Source organism: Salicibibacter cibi (assembly GCF_016495865.1).
In the GTDB taxonomy this organism is placed as follows: domain Bacteria; phylum Bacillota; class Bacilli; order Bacillales; family Marinococcaceae; genus Salicibibacter; species Salicibibacter cibi.
This window is the reverse complement of sequence record NZ_CP054706.1, coordinates 913,300-931,292: the sequence shown is the minus strand read 5'-3', so window position 1 is coordinate 931,292 and position 17,993 is coordinate 913,300. Positions and strand designations below refer to the sequence as shown.

16 protein-coding genes are annotated in these 17,993 nt (G+C 45.9%); 5 read left to right on the top strand and 11 right to left on the bottom strand.

Annotation, left to right across the window (positions count from 1 at the left end):
* The first annotated feature begins 488 nt into the window (after positions 1–488).
* A complete protein-coding gene (locus HUG20_RS04680) occupies positions 489–1,592 on the top strand; it encodes a DNA alkylation repair protein (protein ID WP_200088600.1) in 1,104 nt (367 codons plus the stop codon).
* 259 nt (positions 1,593–1,851) lie between these two features.
* Here HUG20_RS04680 and guaA read toward each other — a convergent pair whose 3' ends face one another.
* The 8 genes from guaA to HUG20_RS04640 all read right to left on the bottom strand — a co-directional run bounded on the left by guaA (position 1,852) and on the right by HUG20_RS04640 (position 11,666).
* Entirely contained in the window at positions 1,852–3,402 is a 1,551-nt protein-coding gene (gene guaA / locus HUG20_RS04675) for a glutamine-hydrolyzing GMP synthase (protein ID WP_200088598.1), read from the bottom strand.
* Between the two features lie 172 nt (positions 3,403–3,574).
* Entirely contained in the window at positions 3,575–5,824 is a 2,250-nt protein-coding gene (locus HUG20_RS04670; protein WP_200088589.1) for a transglutaminase domain-containing protein, read from the bottom strand.
* Positions 5,825–5,897: 73 nt separating this feature from the next.
* Positions 5,898–7,055 carry a DUF58 domain-containing protein gene (locus tag HUG20_RS04665; RefSeq protein ID WP_200088586.1) on the bottom strand — a complete coding sequence of 386 codons (1,158 nt, stop codon included), beginning with the start codon at positions 7,053–7,055 and terminating at the stop codon, positions 5,898–5,900.
* Positions 7,052–8,008, bottom strand: coding sequence for an AAA family ATPase (locus HUG20_RS04660; RefSeq protein WP_200088584.1), 957 nt, complete (start codon positions 8,006–8,008; stop codon positions 7,052–7,054). Before HUG20_RS04660 ends, HUG20_RS04665 begins: the two co-directional genes overlap by 4 nt.
* Positions 8,009–8,105: 97 nt before the next feature.
* Complete coding sequence (locus HUG20_RS04655; protein WP_200088582.1) at positions 8,106–8,834, bottom strand: DUF2306 domain-containing protein; 729 nt, start codon at positions 8,832–8,834, stop codon at positions 8,106–8,108.
* Positions 8,806–9,354, bottom strand: coding sequence for a PadR family transcriptional regulator (locus tag HUG20_RS04650; protein WP_200088580.1), 549 nt, complete (start codon positions 9,352–9,354; stop codon positions 8,806–8,808). Before HUG20_RS04650 ends, HUG20_RS04655 begins: the two co-directional genes overlap by 29 nt.
* Positions 9,355–9,447: 93 nt before the next feature.
* Positions 9,448–10,629 carry an L-2-hydroxyglutarate oxidase gene (lhgO, locus tag HUG20_RS04645; protein WP_200088578.1) on the bottom strand — a complete coding sequence of 394 codons (1,182 nt, stop codon included), beginning with the start codon at positions 10,627–10,629 and terminating at the stop codon, positions 9,448–9,450.
* A gap of 29 nt (positions 10,630–10,658) precedes the next feature.
* Positions 10,659–11,666 (bottom strand): zinc-binding alcohol dehydrogenase family protein, encoded by a 1,008-nt coding sequence (locus HUG20_RS04640; RefSeq protein WP_200088576.1) that lies wholly within the window; start codon positions 11,664–11,666, stop codon positions 10,659–10,661.
* Positions 11,667–11,811: 145 nt separating this feature from the next.
* Here HUG20_RS04640 and HUG20_RS04635 point away from each other — a divergent pair, with 145 nt between their 5' ends.
* Positions 11,812–12,975, top strand: coding sequence for an MFS transporter (locus HUG20_RS04635; protein WP_200088574.1), 1,164 nt, complete (start codon positions 11,812–11,814; stop codon positions 12,973–12,975).
* Positions 12,976–12,981: 6 nt separating this feature from the next.
* Here HUG20_RS04635 and HUG20_RS04630 read toward each other — a convergent pair whose 3' ends face one another.
* Positions 12,982–14,364: a sensor histidine kinase gene (locus tag HUG20_RS04630; RefSeq protein ID WP_200088572.1), complete on the bottom strand. Its 1,383-nt coding sequence runs from the start codon at positions 14,362–14,364 to the stop codon at positions 12,982–12,984.
* Positions 14,361–15,035 carry a response regulator transcription factor gene (locus tag HUG20_RS04625; protein WP_200088570.1) on the bottom strand — a complete coding sequence of 225 codons (675 nt, stop codon included), beginning with the start codon at positions 15,033–15,035 and terminating at the stop codon, positions 14,361–14,363. The genes HUG20_RS04630 and HUG20_RS04625 overlap by 4 nt, the downstream gene beginning before the upstream one ends.
* Before the next feature lie 220 nt (positions 15,036–15,255).
* Between HUG20_RS04625 and HUG20_RS04620 the strand changes: the two genes are divergently transcribed.
* The 3 genes from HUG20_RS04620 (at position 15,256) to HUG20_RS04610 (ending at position 17,585) form a co-directional block, all read left to right on the top strand.
* Positions 15,256–15,642: a hypothetical protein gene (locus HUG20_RS04620; protein ID WP_211200004.1), complete on the top strand. Its 387-nt coding sequence runs from the start codon at positions 15,256–15,258 to the stop codon at positions 15,640–15,642.
* Between the two features lie 156 nt (positions 15,643–15,798).
* Positions 15,799–16,887, top strand: coding sequence for an ABC transporter permease (locus HUG20_RS04615; RefSeq protein ID WP_200088566.1), 1,089 nt, complete (start codon positions 15,799–15,801; stop codon positions 16,885–16,887).
* The gene (locus HUG20_RS04610) at positions 16,884–17,585 is read left to right on the top strand and encodes an ABC transporter ATP-binding protein (RefSeq protein WP_200088564.1); all 702 of its coding nucleotides are present in this window, start codon (positions 16,884–16,886) and stop codon (positions 17,583–17,585) included. Before HUG20_RS04615 ends, HUG20_RS04610 begins: the two co-directional genes overlap by 4 nt.
* Before the next feature lie 71 nt (positions 17,586–17,656).
* Here the strand turns inward: HUG20_RS04610 and HUG20_RS04605 are convergent, their stop codons facing one another.
* Positions 17,657–17,905: a hypothetical protein gene (locus tag HUG20_RS04605; protein ID WP_200088562.1), complete on the bottom strand. Its 249-nt coding sequence runs from the start codon at positions 17,903–17,905 to the stop codon at positions 17,657–17,659.
* Positions 17,906–17,993 lie beyond the last annotated feature (88 nt).

The window sequence follows — 17,993 nt, the reverse complement described above, 5'->3', positions numbered from 1 at the left end:
CTTCTCTATGGTTCTCACCCAAAAAGGTCAGCTAGCCATTCAAGACACAATATATAATGTTAAAGGCGATCATTTCAATACAACATACTGTGTTTTTCAGAACGTATTTTAAAAAAATCTTGTGTTTTTCTGTCAATGACACTATACCAAAAGTCGAGGTGTTTTTTTATGATTGTGTCTCATGTCAAGGACCGAACCTGATAGCTTCCTAGATCAAGCAACCGTAGGTTTTATAATCATTATCTAGGTGCGAAAGTTGAGTCATATTCTTTTAGAAACAAAAATATTTCCAATAGAAGTTGTATATATAAAAGTAGACACTTCAAGAATGATGATGTGTCTATGCTTTTGTAATATATTAAGCTATAATGGCCACATATTAGCTTGTGCAAGGGAGTAAATATGTCTGACTATAAGGCAGTGTTCCTTTGTTATGCCATTTATTGTGGGGCGCCCTCGGCTAAACGCTATCTGAAAAGGAGGAGCATATGGCAGAATTACTAAAAAACAAGTATAATTACGAATCGATACACGAGCTGGCTTTAAGTATTAAATCCGTATATCATTCGTTTCAGGTTGATGATTTTGTCAACGACATTATGGACGAAACATGGGAAGAGTTAGGACTGAAAGCCCGTATGCGGCAAATTGCTATAAATTTAGGAAAGTATTTGCCAACCGATTATGAACAGGCGCTCGGCATCATTGATAAAGTCATTGCGGGTTATCCCGTAGGATTTAACGACTTTTCTTTTATGTACTTTCCGGATTTTGTTGAAGTCTATGGGCAGAATGAGTGCCATTGGGATTTGTCAATAGCTGCGTTAGAAAGGTATACCCCATCCTCATCTTCTGAGTTCGCCGTGAGGCCATTTATCATAAACCATGAAGGGCGTATGATGTCTCAGATGGCGGCCTGGGCAAGGTATGACAATGAGCATGTCCGGCGGCTTGCCAGCGAGGGTTGCCGCCCTCAATTGCCATGGGGACAAACATTGGCCAGTTTCAAAAAAGACCCGTCGCCAGTTCTTGGTATTTTAGAGCAACTTAAAGCTGACCCGTCGCTGTATGTCCGTAAAAGCGTAGCCAATAATCTAAACGATATTTCCAAAACACATCCTGACCTGGTTGCAGAAATTGCTACGGATTGGTACGGTAAAAACGAGCATACTGATTGGATTGTAAAGCACGGATGCAGGACACTGCTTAAAAAGGGGAACAGGGATGTGTTGGGCATCTTTGGATTTGCAGATGCTGATTATGTGAATGTTGACGGCTTCGCGCTGGGTGCTACGTCTCTTTCCATTGGGGAGGATATAGCCTTTTCCTTTAAGATTGAGGCAAAAAAAGCAACCAAGGTACGGCTGGAATATGGCATTGATTATATGAAAGCAAATGGTGAGAGAAACCGTAAAATATTCCAAATATCCGAGCTTTCTTTAAAGAAAAACGAAAAGAAGGCTTACAAAAAAAACCATTCCTTTGCAAATCTAAGTACAAGGAAACATTACACCGGCCCCCATTCGGTTACACTTATTGTGAACGGTATCGAGCAGGGTACGCTGAATTTTGAGGTATTAGCTGCTAAGTAGGCTGTTCTACCAGCAGTCTATCGATGCTGTTTTCTTTGGTCTCCTAATTTCGCGGTGTAGACAAACTCTTTTGTAGCTCTCGTAAATTGAATATTAAAGCGGCTAATCTTGGATTCCGTCAAGATGCCCTTATCATTCCTTTATGTTTCATCTTTTACTTCATCATTTGAAATTCTAATTTTAAAAATACAATAAAAGGCTATAAACCCTTGTTAGTAAGGATTTATAGCCTTTTATAATTATTTACATTATCTTACATTCACTCCCACTCAATCGTAGAAGGCGGTTTCGATGTAATATCATACACGACACGATTCACCTGTGGGACTTCATTCACGATCCGCGTCGAGATCTTTTCCAATACGTCATGAGGAATGCGCGCCCAGTCTGACGTCATCCCGTCTGTCGATGTGACTGCCCGAACACCGACCGTGTAATCATACGTACGATTATCCCCCATGACACCAACACTTCGCATGTCGGGCAAAGCGGTGAAAAACTGCCAGATTTCCTTATCCAACCCGGCCTTTTCCAGAACGTCATGAAGGACTACATCCGATTCGCGTACGATTGCCAGCTTTTCTTCCGTAATTTCCCCAAGCACTCGTATCCCAAGTCCGGGACCCGGAAATGGTTGCCGCCAAACAAAGTTTTCCGGCAATCCCAGTTCAGTGCCCAATTCTCGCACTTCGTCTTTAAACAACGTGTTTAACGGCTCGATTAAATCCAATTTCATATCCTCGGGAAGCCCGCCCACATTGTGATGGGATTTAATCGTTTGCGCCGTTGCCGTCCCGCTCTCAATCACGTCCGTATACAAGGTTCCCTGCGCGAGAAAATCCATGTTCTCCAGTTTCGATGACTCTTCTTCAAAAATATAAATGAATTCGTTGCCGATGATTTTCCGTTTTTGTTCCGGGTCGGAAACGCCTTTGAGTTTCGTTAAAAAGCGTTCCGCCGCATCGATTTTTACAACGTCAATATCAAATTTTCCTTCAAACATTTCCATCACACGCGTGCCTTCATTTTTTCGCAGCAAGCCGTGATCGATGAACATACACGTGAGCTGATCCCCGATTGCACGATGGACGAGCATCGCGGTCACTGATGAATCGACACCACCACTGAGCGCACAAAGAACTCGCCGGTCGCCAACGTTCGCGCGTATTTTTTCCACTTCAAGGTCAATGAAGTTCTCCATCGTCCATTCGCCTTTGCTGTGACAAATGCCGTAGACGAAGTTATGAAGGATGTCGTTTCCGTATTCGGTATGACGCACTTCCGGGTGGAATTGCACACCGTAGATGCCCCGACCTCTGTTGCTCATTGCAGCTACAGGCGTCTTATGGTTCGTTGCATCGGTTGTAAATCCCTCAGGGGGCTCGATGATGCGATCCCCATGGCTCATCCAAACCGTCTGCTCGGCAGGGGTTTTTTTGAATAACCCCGACGTTTCCTTTACGTCTAGCATCGCTTTCCCGTATTCACGATGATCGGCTGCTTCCACCTTCCCGTCAAAATGATGGGTCAAGAGTTGCATGCCGTAACAAATCCCGAGGATGGGGACCTGAAGGTCAAAGATGCCGGGGTCACAGGTTGGAGCTCCTTCGACGTAAGCGCTGCCCGGTCCCCCGGAAAAAATAACCCCTTTGAGATTGAGCGCGCGTAACTCGCCGGCGCTCACCGTGTTGGGATAAAGTTCACTGTAGACGCCCAAATCGCGAATTCGGCGCGTGATTAATTGATTGTATTGCCCGCCAAAATCAAGGACGGCAATGGTTTCATTCATTTCTTGGTTTTCTTGCTCCATGGAACGGCACCTCAATTTATTCATTCATGATGGTTATTTTACCAGCACCGGTATAAAGGGTCAATTTTGTAGAGAGCGTCATGTCGATTTTTCTCCACAGAAGTTTCGATAAAGTCGGCGTTGACGACCTAACGTCTCCCACGACAATACATTAGGTTCTCATAACCCGTCGTTAACGCCCTTTCGCTATGTTATCCAAAAGTTGCATCCATCGCTGTTCGATATCTGCCGGCAGATGGTCCGGTTCTTTATTTCCGTAATAAAGATCTTCATACAGCATCGTCAAAGCGCGCATATCTTCTGAGTCAAAACGAACATCAACACGCACTGCAAATTCGCTCGGTGTCTCATGTGTGGCTCTTTTCATACCGGCCCAATCGAGATACCTTAACAGAGATTCATAGGCACGGATGAATATCGACCCGCTGTCCATTCCCGAGTAACGTCTACGCAACCACGTTTGTATGATTTTTCCGCGGAATTTGAAAGCAACGATCCCGGCAAATAATAAAACGGCACCCATTCCTGCCAACAACCAGAATGGAAACGCAATTTGCTCTTCCTCCTGTTCCTCTGTATCTGTCTCCTCCTGGCCATTTTCTTCCTCTTCGGCCACACTTCCCTCTTCTTCTGCATCTTGTTCGACTTCCTGTTCGACTTCCTGTTCAAACATCATCTCTTCGTCGTTTTCATCACGATCAACATCCGCCGAAGCAAACTCTACCGAGTTGGAAAAGCCGGGCGTAGGCTCAAACGGTACCCAGCCGACATCAGGGAAATAAACTTCTACCCATGAATGGGCATTTTCGTTGGTCACTTCAAATTCACTGTACCCATCATCGCCAGTGCTTCCTTCTTCTCCGGCAGTGAACCCCTTCACCCAACGGGCAGGGATATCAAGCGTCCGCAACATGACGACCATTGCCGTGGAAAAATTGTCGCAATAACCGATTTGCGTCTCAAACAAGAATTGATCCACATAATCCTGGTCTTCGGCTGGAACCGGAATATCCGTCGTTTCATAGTCAAAGGCGGGACCGGTTAAATAACTTTCAATGGCACGCGCCTGATCATAACGGTTCGTTTCGTCTTGAACTAGCTCTTCGGCAAGTTCCCCGACCCGATCCGGAAGTTCCTCGGGAAGTTGCAAATGCTTATCCGCCACCTCTTGCGGGTCTTGTTGCGCATTCCCCGCGTCTACGTCTCGCATTTGCTCAACGGGAAATTCGGGATATTCATACGTCAGGGTGAACGCGCCGGCATTACTCGTATCCCCTTCATTGTGCCAAACCTCGGACCGGCCGCTTTCATCATTGAAGTATACGGAATAGTCACCACCCATTTCCGCATTGGCTTCTTGCAATGCTCCCTGGCTGAAAAGCAAATCCCCCTCACCCGTGCGGGAATCATTATAAGTGATATCCGCTTCAAGGGCTTCCGTTTCCGTCGCTTCTTCGTATAGATCCAACTGTCCTTCGGATTGTTCGGTCAGCTCCCCATCTTCTTCGCTTCCCCAGCCATGACCGGTGTATTCGTGCTTCGACTCTCCACGCCAATAGGTAGATGTTTCTGCTCTTGCCGTAAACACTTCCATGTCATCCATCACAAAGCCGCCACCGAGCTGTTCATCGTTATCGTCGTAGCCGATCTTACGCGTCTCGTCACCGGAAGAGGGGGAGTCCCAACTGATCACATCCACCCCGGTCGTTCTCTCAATATAAGGCGTGGGATCCGGCCATTGTTGCGCATATTTCGGGGCTTGCCAACCAATCAGAATGGAAAGAAGAATAACCGCACTCGTGATCGTCAAATAACGAAACAAATGTCCGTGTCCAAGGTTCGAGTAGCGAAGCTGAAGGCTCAAAAGTCGCATACACGCAAAAAGAACAAATCCAATGGTAACGAGACGCACAATCGCCCACGAACCGTCATAAGCCGTGAACGTATCCAGAATGCCGATATAAACGACACTTGCAATCACAAAAAAGAAAATCCGGTGAACGATGGCGACCCAATAATAGGCGAGATAACTGACAATCGCCAACAGTAAAATAAGCAAAAAGCTGCGATACATATCACTTAATTGCAACAATCCGCCGCTGAATAAAAGTGTACTCTGCTGCCAAATTTCCGCAATGAACAATGACCACCAATCGATCGACATATACGTGCCGGGCATAAACAGTACGTGCAAACTATATGTGATCACAAGTGTATAAAAACCAAGGCGTAAGAGCCAATGCATAGGGATCGCAGTAATCACAAAGAAAACCGCGGCGATTATAAGAAAAAACGGCAAAAAGCCGGTATCGCTAATTTGCGGCAACGGATAGAGCCATTCTGCCACGATGAAATACACGAGCACGTAAGCGATCCCTTCCTGAGGTTTTAAAAAAGAACTGAAACGTGCGATTAATGGCACCTCCTTCCTTCTTTTATCCCGGTGGTAAGCGCTCGAACCATCATAGAACCCCACCGCTGATGGAAGTTTCACTTTATCCCGGCATTGCGAATGATTGAGTCCCACGTCGTTTCAAAGGAAAATGAAAAGCCTCCTGCTCATGATACAAAACAAGAATATTGAGTCCACGTTGCTGCAAATGCTTGATTTCTTGCAATGTTGCAGTGTTCATTTCGGGCACTGCATAGATGATCGTTTGTAAAAAACGGAACGTATTCGGCAAAGGCGCCCTTTCACTCAGAGCTCCCCCCGAACCCCCCGGCAATGAGGGCTCAATTTTCGCGAGTTCCTTCATCACTTGGCGCATATGGGCGCGGTCATTTCCAATTGGCGAAACGACGGGTTTTGCGCCTAAAGCGGCAAAATTTAAACGTGAGTGCTTTTCAAACACGCCATTTACACTGGCAGCCGCCCATTCGACAGCCGCTTCAAAACTTTGTCCACTTTCGGCTCGTGTATCGAGTAAAATCGTGAACCCTTTCCCTTCTTCCATATCAAATTCTTTCGTTGCCAGGCTTCCGAGACGGGCAGAAACTTTCCAATCGATGCTTGATAAACGATCACCCGCAACATATTCACGGACACCGGAAAAATTGGATGTTTCCTCATGGTTAATCCTTTTAGCGCCAACGCGGTCGGTATTCGCTCTTTGCCCCCGCTCATTTTGAAGATTGAAAGGCAAGGCTTTGATACGGGGATACACGAGCATTTCACTCGCCGCAGATAGATACTTTTCACTTTTAAAAAAACCAAACGGATCTCCACTTTCCACATGTACAACATCATACGTATATGCGCCGCGTTTGTTTGCTTTCACAAGATAACTGTAGATTTTTTCCCGTGAAAACATCATGAAAAAGAAGGCATTCGAGTCGCTTTCAAGTATTAGTCCATGGGGAACAAGGTCACGAATCCCGACAAAAAAACATGGCCAGCGACTCGTTTTATAAATACTTACTTGCACCTTAACCGTTTCCCCTTGGGATAGATGCCGACGTGTCATTGAACGTTCCGCGCGCAAAAAGCGAAGGGGGAAAGCAGCCATCGCAAATCCCGCTAACAATAATGCGGATACGCTATAAAAAAGAAACCAGCTCACAAAACCGCCCTGGACCATCGCATACCAAAAAAGGATCGCGAGCAGAAAAAGTACGGCAATCATACGTCCTGCCTGCCGCCATCTACGTTTCATCGTACTGTATCCTTTCTTGTCGCCGGCACAGCGATCCGAGTGAGCATGCGCTCGATCAGCACTTGCGCTTGTCCTTGAGGAGCGAGAACGTCACTTTCCAAAATTAATCTGTGCCCCAGAACATACGGTGCCAACAATTTCACATCATCCGGGCGAACGTATGGCACCCCTTGTACATACGCATAGCTTTGGGCGGCACGCAACAGTGCAATCGTACCTCTCGGACTGACGCCAAGTTCCACCTGATCGAGGTTTCTCGTTTCACGGACAATAGCAACGATGTATTGTTTAACCGCCTCACTTACAAATACGCTCGGCACTTCTCTTTGCATCTGTTGGACATCCCGTATATCAACAACTGCCGACAGTTCGTCAATGGGATGGCCATATTCCATACGTTCCAACATGTCTAGCTCTTCCCTTTGGTTCGGATAACCGATCGTAATCCGAAATAAAAAGCGGTCCAACTGCGCTTCAGGTAACGGATAGGTCCCTCCATGCTCAATCGGATTCTGTGTCGCCATGACAAAAAAAGGCTCATATAACTCGTGCGTGTATCCATCGACGGTCACATTGCCTTCTTCCATTGCTTCCAAAAGTGCAGACTGTGTTTTCGGCGATGTCCGGTTTATTTCATCTGCAAGCAAAATATGACTCATCACCGGACCCGACCGAAATTCAAACTCTCTTGTATGTTGGTTATAGATAGAGACCCCTGTTACATCTGAAGGAAGTAAGTCAGGGGTGAATTGAATCCGTTTGAAGTCTGCCCCCGTCGCACGTGCCATCGCCCTTACGAGCATCGTTTTCCCCACCCCGGGAACATCCTCGATGAGCACATGCCTGCGGGCGAGCAACGCGGTTAATGTTAATGTGATCGCTTGCCGCTTTCCGACAACCACTTTTTCTACTGTATCTATGATATCGCGTATTTTTTCAGCATAATGATTCAAGTTGAGGTTCCTCCTCTATGTTCAGACCATCCTTTATATAGATTGTAGCATGAGTACAGAGGCGAAACCTATGAAAACACGAACAATGGAAAAAAGATCATACGGCTTTCGGTTTATCCATGTTCTTTTTCTGCCATTTGCGTTGCTCTTTGACCGAAAAATAGAAAATCAACGGTGTGATCACTATCGCTGGTGTGAACCATAACCAAATAGGCGCTTCATCGAGGGCAAACATGCGCGACGCCCCAAATACAACAAACGCCGTTATCGTCGCAATCCCACAGCTGAGCATACCGTTCAGATGTTCAACGACCCAACTCTTTCGAAAACGGGGTTGTCGCCACCAATAAACCATTTGAGATAACGCCAAAAAAACCCCCAGCGATGGAAACCAGGTGAGCAAAGAATCGGCAAGTATAAAACCATAAATGCTCATAAAAACCGCGCTCACTAACAGAGTGGCCGGAATCAACCAATCAAGTCCTTGCCGGTGTTTCCCACTATGATTTTTAAATTTTAACACCCGTAATCCGTACATGGCCGTGGAAAAACTTAAGATTGCAATGAAAATCAGAAAAAGTGAAAATGAAAAATGTCTGCTGTCAAATACGGATCGAACCAGATTCTGTACAAGGCCAGATGAACGGAGGTTCCACTGATGATGAACATACTTGTTGTGAAAATCCATCCGGTAAAGCGGTGGCGCTTGCTGCCCTTTCGAAAAAACAACGGCATCCATAACGTAAACAATGCCACGAAGCCCGCGACAACATGAAGAACCAATGAAAACGAAAACATCAATGCCCTCCTCTTTCCAATAATTCAATCGTTTCTGCACACCAGTCAATAGCTGCTGATGTGGTTTTAATGCCGCAATTCAACGTGAACACCCAATAATCGACATCGGCTTTCTCGCTTTCAGACGCATAGAGCCCTTTTTTCATATTTTGATAGACCTCTCGTTGTGCTTTTAATCGTTCCTCATACTGCTGCAAATGTTGAATCGTCACCGACGTAGGCAAATGACGGGCAAAGAACAGTTTCGCAAGCAATTCATTACGATGGGTGGCCAATTCCTCTACAGGTGCATGGAGCCACTGATGAAGTTCTTCCCTTCCTAACTCCGTGAGGTGATATTCCTTGCGATTCGGCGCTCCTTCCTGTTGTATATCATGCGCTTCTGCTAATCCTTCCTGTACGATTTTTTTCAACGTTGGATAAATTTGTCCGTAACTTAGTTTCCAAAAATGCTGAAAACTTTGGTCCATTAGCTTCTTTATTTCATATCCCGTGCGACAATCCGTCGTTAAAATCCCTAAAATAATGTACTTGGGTTCCGTTTTCATTTTGATCACCTATATCTTTTTGATATATATTAATATGATATATAATGTATGTCAATAAAAAAAGCAGAGCATCAACAGATACTCTGCAAAAAATCAATCCAGTTGCCTCACGATTTCCTTCCCGATCTCCAACGACGCGGTAGCGGCCGGGGAAGGGGCATTGCAAACGTGCAGGCTTCTTTTCCCTTTGATAAACATGAAGTCGTCAATCAGCTGCCCGTCGCTGGATAAAGCCTGGGCTCTAACTCCGGCAGGAGCAGGGACAATATCTTCCGCTCGCACGCCGGGGACCAACTTCTGCAAACCTTTTACAAATGTACGCTTGCTAAACGACCGCGCCATTTCGTTCATGCCGGTTTTCGCATATTGCCGGGCAATTCGCCAAAAACCTTCATACGTAAGGAGCTCAGTCGTATCGCGAAGGCTCGCGTCCCGCTTCCGATACCCTTCCCGTTTTAATCCGGGAACGGCATTCGGCCCGGCTTCCACTTCCCCGTTGACCATCCGCGTAAAATGTACCCCCAGAAAAGGAAAATCGGGATTCGGGACAGGGTAGACTAAATGATTAACTAGAGAGCGCCTGTCAGCTCTTAACTTGTAATATTCCCCGCGAAATGGCACGATTTTCACATCCGTATGATACCCAGCCAAGCGGGCGACACGATCGCTATGCAGACCGGCGCAATTAACCATAAATGTTCCGCTAAAAGAACCTTTCGATGTATCCACACGTACATGATCTGCTTTTTCGGTGATACCGGTAACTTCTGCACCCAATTGCACATGGCCGCCCTTTTTTTCGGCGATTCCTGCGAGTGTTTCTGTCACCCTTTTAAAATCAACGATACCGGCACTCGGTACACGAAGAGCGGCTAATCCATGAACGTGGGGTTCTACTTTCTCCAGTTCCTCTCTATTCAACTTTTCGACGGCCAGCCCATTTTGATGCCCGCGTTCATATAATCGTTCCATAACTGGAATCTCTTCTTGCCTGGTCGCAACAATCACTTTGCCGCATGTTTCAAAAAGAATGCCGTACGTACGACAAAAATCTTTCATCGATTGATTGCCTGCCGTTGCAAATTTTGCTTTCAGACTTCCCGGTTTATAATAAATGCCGGAGTGAATCACACCGCTATTATGACCGGTTTGATGCGCGGCAACCTCCTTTTCTTTTTCCAAAATAAGTATTTTTGCTTTCGGTTGCCGATCATGAATGGCTTTGCTCACCGAAAGACCTACGATACCACCGCCGATAATGATGTAATCGTACATTTGCCGTTCCTCCCGACTTTCACACAGATCTATTCATCATTCTCCACTACAATTTTTCCGATCGTTTTCCCGCTTTCAATTTTTTCATGGGCAGCGCGAAGATTTTCAGCATTGATCGGTCCCCCGCGATCCGTTAAGGTCGTGTGGATTTTCCCTTCGTCAACCAACTTACTGACTTCGTTTAAAAGGAGGTACTGTTCGATCATGTCATCCGTCTCGAACATCGAACGCGTAAACATAAACTCATAGGAAAAAGAAGCACTTTTATTTTTAAGTACATTAAGGTCTTGGTTTTTTTCGGCTTCGACAATACTTACGATATGGCCTTGCGGTGCTAAAACTTCCCCCATGTTTTCCCAATGTTGATCGGTATTGTTCAAGCAAAAAATGTAATCGACGTTCGCTTCCAGTTGCTGACGGAATGCCTCGTAATGGCTAATTATTTTGTCGGCGCCGGTGTCCTTTGCCCAATTGGCGGTTTCTTTTCGAGAAGCTGTCCCGATGACGTATAAGCCTGCCAATTTCGCAAGTTGCACGGCAATCGAACCGACCCCGCCGGCGGCACCGATAATCAAGATGCTTTTCCCTTTATTGGCGGACGGATCGATCGAAAGATTCATGCGCTCAAACAATGCTTCCCAAGCAGTAATCGTCGTAAGCGGCAATGCGGCAGCTTCTGCAAAGTCCAAGCTTTCGGGCTTTTGACCGACGATTCGTTCATCGACCAAGTGATAGTCGCTATTGCCTCCTTGCCTTGTCACGCTTCCCGCATAAAAAACCTTATCGCCAACCGAAAAAAGTTCTACATCGTTACCGACTTCTTCAATAACGCCGGCGACATCCCATCCGAGAATTTTCGGCTCCGAACCAGCCGGAGGGGCACCGCGTCTTTGTTTCGTGTCCACAGGGTTCACCGAAATCGCCTGCACGCGAACAAGTATATCTTTACCCATTGCTTTTGGTTTTTCCACTTCCACATCTTGCAGACTCTTTTCATCCGTAATGGGAAGGCTTTCAAAAAATCCAACTGCTTTCATTGTCACACTCTCCTGTTCATCGTGGAAATTTCCCTACTGTAAAAGTACCCTCTAAAATTCATTGTAAAACCTTGATATGTTGTAGTCATCTGCTGCTTACGTTAAAATAGAGCAGTTATCAACATGGAAAAAGAGGTCTTGCATCATGAATTTTCGTGTTTTTGTCCTTGCCGTATCAGCATTCGTCGTCGGCATGGTTGAATTGATTATAGGGGGAATATTGCCGTTGATCGCCGAAGATCTAAACGTTTCCGTTGCGGCGGCCGGCCAACTGATCACCATTTTTGCCCTCATTTTTGCCATATCTGGCCCTGTGTTGCTGTCTCTCACATCAAAAATCGAGCGCAAACGTTTATATTTAAGCTCGCTTGCCGTTTTCTTTTTCGCAAACCTCCTTGCTTACGTAAGCCCAAATTTTGAAATGCTGATTGTCGCTCGAGTGATAACGGCGATGAGTGCTTCTTTAATCATCGTTCTGTCGCTTACGATCGCGCCGAAAATCGTCAAACCTGCGTATCGTTCCCGCAGCATCGGGATCATTACGATGGGCGTGAGCTCTTCCCTCGTATTGGGTGTTCCGATCGGCGTATTGATCGGCGATATGTTTGGGTGGCGGATGCTCTTTCTATTAATCGCGCTGCTAACCTTGGTCGCGGGTATCATCATTTTTTATTTTCTGGAACCAATCAAACCTGATCATGTCACCTCTTTACGCCAACAAATGACATCATTGAAAAGTAAAAAAATCTTCAGTGCCCACATCGTCACATTATTGATCCTTGCCGGCCATTACACGCTTTATGGGTATTTTGCCCCGTTTCTGGAATCAACCATGCAGTTGGAACCGTTTTGGGTAAGCGTCGCCTTTTTCGTATTTGGGATATCCGCAGTCACCGGGGGCGGTGTCGGTGGGTGGTTAACAGACCGGGTTGGTCCGCAACGGACCGTGATTTCTTTTATTAGCTTGTTCGCGGTCATATTGTTACTCCTGCCGATCTCCACTTCATCCATGCTTTTTCCCCTCGTGCTTGTCATCTGGGGAATGTTAAGTTGGTCCATCGCGCCTGCGCAGCAAAGCTACCTAATTCAAACAGCGCCGGAAACATCGGATATCCAACAAAGTGTGAACACGTCCGCCTTGCAGTTCGGGATCGCAACCGGATCCGGGTTCGGTGGGCTTGTCGTCCAGCAAACATCCGTGGAAGCCACCGCATGGGCCGGGAGCTTGCTTGTGATACTGGCGCTCGGTTTTGCGCTTTATTCTTTTCGGAAACCGGCCGGAAAATTAACGCCTCTGGGTCAGGATTGACGAACGTTACCTCGCTGCTTCTAAACGTACGTTCACTTTTGTCCCTTCTTCGGGGTTACTCTCCACATCGATCTCTCCATTATGGAGGTCGATGATTTTTTTCACGATCGCGAGTCCGAGACCGGTGCTGCCATTTCCCGGCGTACGCACTTGGTCACCTTTATAAAAACGTTCGAATACTTTTCCAACTTCGCCCGGTTTCATGCCGACGCCATAGTCTTGAATGGTAATGTTCACCATTTCATTCACCCGTTGCATGTTAATATGGATGTCACCACCGATGTCACTATATTTAATCGCATTTGTCATCAAATTCATCCAGACTTGATACAGTAAGTTCGCATCCCCCATCGCCTTTTCCGTTGCTCCATTGATTTCAATATACAATTCCTTCTCCTGCCAATGAAAACGGAGCGTTTGCATAATGTCCTTGAGTTGTTGCTGGATATCAACGGGGTGTTTATCGATGATTTTCTCTTCGTTGTCCAAGTAAGACAACGTGAGCAATTGTTTGCTTAATGTGGAGAGTCGAGTGCTTTCTTTTTCTACGATCTGCAGGTACTTTTGCTTTTGTTCCTTTTCCAATTCCGATTGCTGCAGTGTCTGTGTGATGCCGCGAATCGTCGAGAGTGGAGACTGAATTTCATGGGAGACATTGGAGACAAATTCTTGGCGCATCGCTTCCAGCTGCCGAAGGTCTTTGCTCATGGATGTGAAGTGTTGGGCAAGCTGTCCGATCTCATCTCTGCGTTTGACATTCAATTCAATATCAAAAAAACCATCGGAAATTTTTTTTGTCGCTTCCGTTAAAGAAGTGACCGGTTTTACAATTCTACGGGCAGCCAACGCAACAAAAAGAAAGCTTAAAACAACGGTTAGTCCGAGTAAAACGGCAAGGAAAATGCGAAATTCCCCAAGTTGCTGTTGATGATCCGGCCGAATAAACAGCGCCCCAGTCCCTTCTGTCGTTTCCACCGGAACGCCAATCGTGTTGCTTAGCTCATTATTAAAAAAACCTGTCGTGAAAAAACCTGCAGGCTGCTCGGATACTCCATGGTATTGTCCGCCGGCAAGAACGTTTTCAATCTCGTGTTCCGGTAACGCCATATCCCGAAACGCACTTCCAAATTGGCTCATGTTTTTATTCTCATCAAACAAAACGAGTTGATAGCCCAAATCCCCGACATGGGAAAAATAAACAGAGGGAGCTCCGTCTGCCTCATGCTCCGCATACTGTTGAATGTTCTCGGCTAAAGCCGATATCTGCGCATCATTTTCCGGTTTCAATGAAACTTGGTAATACATATTGCTAATTAAAAAGGCGAGCAGGCTGCTGATCATCATGACGGATAACGTAATAAGAAAGATGCGAACATAAAAACTTTTCAACGGTGAACCTCCATTTTATACCCGACACCGCGAATTGTCCGGATTGAAAAAGCATCTGTCTCTTCCGAAAATCGTTCGCGCAATCGTTTGACGTGAACATCGACGGTACGATCATCCCCCGTGAAGTCGCGGCCCCAAATGATTTCAATTAACATTTCGCGTGTGAACGTTTGGTTCGGAAAACTCGCCAGTTGAGCAAGGAGATCAAATTCTTTCATCGGCAACATCATCGTTTTTCCGTTACACGTAACCTCAAAACTTCTGCGATCAATCGTCACATCGCCGATCGCGATCGTTTCCTGATTCACAAACTGAAAGCGGCGAAGCAACGCTTTTATACGAAAAATCAGTTCCTTGCGCTCGAATGGCTTTGTGACATAATCATCCGTTCCTGCCGCAAATCCTTTTGATTTGTCTTCCAGTTCTCCCCTCGCGGTCAGCATTAATACGGGAATATCATACAAAGAGCGGATGTCTTCACATAAAGTGAAACCATCGACATTCGGCATCATAACGTCAACAATGGCCAAATGGATGTTATTTTTTTCAAGGATCGATAAAGCAACCTCGCCATCTTCAGCCGGATAGACGCGATAGCCTTCATTTTCAAGATCGCCACCAACAAATTCCCGTAGATGGGAGTCATCATCCGCGAGTAATAATGAAATCATACCGGCCACCTCCTCTCTCTATTATTATCTCGAAAAAAACACGTTTTAACAAAAAATTATGCACTGCAGAACTTATATTCCCCATATATATGCTATAATAAAATTGTTTTCTATATTTACGTTTCGGATGGAAGGGAGGTATAATGAATCATATCAATCGTGATGCGGAAACGACTATGAGAAAAAGGAGGGGTTTAAGCTGGAACAAAACAATGAAGTTTTGTCGCAAATTTTGAAAGAAGTTCAATCGCTTGGTGTGGAAGTCGGCTCTATCAAGGAAAATGTGGGGTCGCTTCAAGAAGAGGTTGGCTCTATCAAAAAAGATGTTGGGTCACTTCACGAAGAGGTTGGCTTTATCAAAAAAGATGTTGGATCGCTTCAAGATGAGGTCGGCTCTATCAAGAAAAATGTTGGCTCTCTTCAAGAAGAAGTTGCATCTATGAAAGAAGAAAATGAAAAACGCTTTAATCAACTTGAACAATCCGTCAGAGAAGTCAATGAAACGGTCAAAAACATCGAGCGAAAGCAAGAAAATCAAGAAGAAGTCATCGATTTGCTCTCCCGCCGCTCCATCGAACTTGAAGTTGGATTAAAAAAAGTAAGATAAAGAAAAAACCACAACCTCTCTTATAAGGAGACCGATCAGCACTTAATCTCCTCTCTCTTCTATGTTTAAACCCCCACTGTCAAACTTCCGTTTCTTTTTATTCATATTGCGTTCATCGACCTCCTTCATGATGACAATGACAAGGGAGGTCATTACATGTTTTTAGCGATTAGAGAGCTGCTATATTTTAAACTCCGCTATATGATGGTCGCGTTGATCATTTTTCTCTTATCTTTCTTAGTATTATTTGTTTCCGGGCTTGCTCAAGGGCTTGCCGATGACAATGCGTCTTCGATTATAAATATGGATGAAGAAGCGGAATATTTCGTGATCGATAAAGAAGCAGAACTGCAACTAACACGCTCCTTGGTCACTGACGAAGATCAGCAAACGGTTGACGACACCTTGGAAGAAGCTCAAATCCTGGGTATCCATCAAGGAACCATTCAGGACGAAACAGAAACGATCACAGATGTGGCAAAATTTTACGTTGATCATGACTCCGCACTATTTCCGGAGGTTGTCGAAGGGCAAAGGCCAGCTGAGCAAGGGGAAGTACTGGCCGATATATCCATTCAAGAAGAAGGATATAGCGTTGGCGATGAATTTCAGGAAGATACGACGGAAGAGATTTTTTCGATCTCTGGATTCACAAACGATCAAAGATACAGCCACACCCCTATTCTGTACATGACCGAAGACGATTGGCTCGATTTAAGCGGCGGGGATGAATTGCTTGCCAGCGCGCTCGTTCTCCCGGACACCCGTGATGACGTCGTGAGTACGTTAAATAATGAAATGGATGACGCGGAAGTCGTTACCATCCAAGATTCCCTTTCCGGCATTCCCGGCTACAGCGAGGAACAAGGATCGTTGTGGATGATGATTATCTTTTTGTTTATCATTTCAGCGTTCGTCGTTGCTGCTTTTTTTTATGTCATTACCATCCAAAAGTTGACCCAGTTCGGAATCTTAAAAGCACTTGGTGCAAAGGTAAGCGGGTTGGCCGGCACGATTCTTACTCAGGTTGGGATCGTCGCCATTGTCAGTGTGGGCGCGGGCATCGGCGCTACTTTCCTTGCTGCGGCTCTATTGCCGGCAGACATGCCGTTTATGCTCCCAATTAATCTGGTCGCCATCCTTGCAGGTGTGTTTATTCTCGTTGCCGTCATCGGCTCTCTTCTTTCATTGTATAAAGTTAAAAAAGTTGATGCACTTGAAGCGATCGGAGGGATGGAAGCATGACAGCAAAACTTTTAATGGAAGATTTACACGTTGAATATGGAACAAGCGACCATGCTACGACCATTTTAGACAGTATAAATTTTTCGATTGATGCCGGGGAATTCGTGGCCATTACCGGTCCATCAGGGTCGGGGAAAAGCACACTTTTATCGGTGGCGGGCACACTTCTCACGCCAACTAACGGCCATTTGCTTCTCGATGGCCAGTCGCTGACACGTCTAAATGCGAAAGAAAGCGCGAATGTACGCTTACATCAAATTGGGTTTATTTTTCAGTCCGCCCACTTGATCCCTTATCTAAACGTTGTGGATCAATTGCTCTATATCGGAAAAATTGCTAAAACCCCGAAACAACAAGCAAGTAAACGTGCCGACGAGCTATTGGAAATGCTTGGTCTTACCCACCGCCGTCGTCATTACCCCGTTCATTTATCGGGAGGGGAACGTCAACGGGTCGCCATCGCGCGTGCATGGATGAATGATCCGCAATTGCTACTTGCCGATGAGCCGACCGCAAGCCTGGATGCCTCCAGGGGGCAGGAAGTAGTGGAAACTTTGGCTACCCAAGTCAGACAGCAGCAAAAAGCAGCCGTTATGGTTACGCATGACACCCGTTTATTCCACTTTTGCGATCGTGTGATCACTCTTTCAGACGGGAAGGTGGACCAAGTTGAGAATGGGGATGATAGGTCAGAATAAAACTTTAGAGCACGCAGATGATTCAAAAATATGAACAGGCGCCTACGCCTGGCTTGCATTTGCGAGGCGTGTCACTGCCCTGCCGCCAGGATCGACGCCATAAGTTCTTCATGGTGACCGTAAAAGCGATTGTTTCCTGTTGTGGGGCGCCATGACTTCTCCATGATGACCGTAAAGGTCAAACTCGAACGTTTTCGGTCGCCATAAACGTTCCATGGCGACCGGGAAGACCGGATTCGGGCAAACTCGGGTGCCATGCGCTCTTCATGGTGACCGTAAAAGCGATCAGTGCCTGCGTTTGAGCACCATAACTTCTCCATGACGGTCGTCGCAACAAAACGGTAGCCTGAAGCAGGAAAGGTTTTCTGCCAAAATAAGCGCGACCGCCAAGATTCCTACAATCTCAAA

Coding starts and splice junctions, on each gene's coding strand:
- HUG20_RS04605 (WP_200088562.1), bottom strand. CDS start 17,905: ATGGAGAAGTTATGGTGCTCAAACGCAGGCACTGATCGCTTTTACGGT.
- HUG20_RS04650 (WP_200088580.1), bottom strand. CDS start 9,354: ATGAAAACGGAACCCAAGTACATTATTTTAGGGATTTTAACGACGGAT.
- lhgO (WP_200088578.1), bottom strand. CDS start 10,629: ATGTACGATTACATCATTATCGGCGGTGGTATCGTAGGTCTTTCGGTG.
- HUG20_RS04610 (WP_200088564.1), top strand. CDS start 16,884: ATGACAGCAAAACTTTTAATGGAAGATTTACACGTTGAATATGGAACA.
- HUG20_RS04640 (WP_200088576.1), bottom strand. CDS start 11,666: ATGAAAGCAGTTGGATTTTTTGAAAGCCTTCCCATTACGGATGAAAAG.
- HUG20_RS04665 (WP_200088586.1), bottom strand. CDS start 7,055: ATGAAACGTAGATGGCGGCAGGCAGGACGTATGATTGCCGTACTTTTT.
- HUG20_RS04680 (WP_200088600.1), top strand. CDS start 489: ATGGCAGAATTACTAAAAAACAAGTATAATTACGAATCGATACACGAG.
- HUG20_RS04615 (WP_200088566.1), top strand. CDS start 15,799: ATGTTTTTAGCGATTAGAGAGCTGCTATATTTTAAACTCCGCTATATG.
- HUG20_RS04625 (WP_200088570.1), bottom strand. CDS start 15,035: ATGATTTCATTATTACTCGCGGATGATGACTCCCATCTACGGGAATTT.
- HUG20_RS04635 (WP_200088574.1), top strand. CDS start 11,812: ATGAATTTTCGTGTTTTTGTCCTTGCCGTATCAGCATTCGTCGTCGGC.
- guaA (WP_200088598.1), bottom strand. CDS start 3,402: ATGGAGCAAGAAAACCAAGAAATGAATGAAACCATTGCCGTCCTTGAT.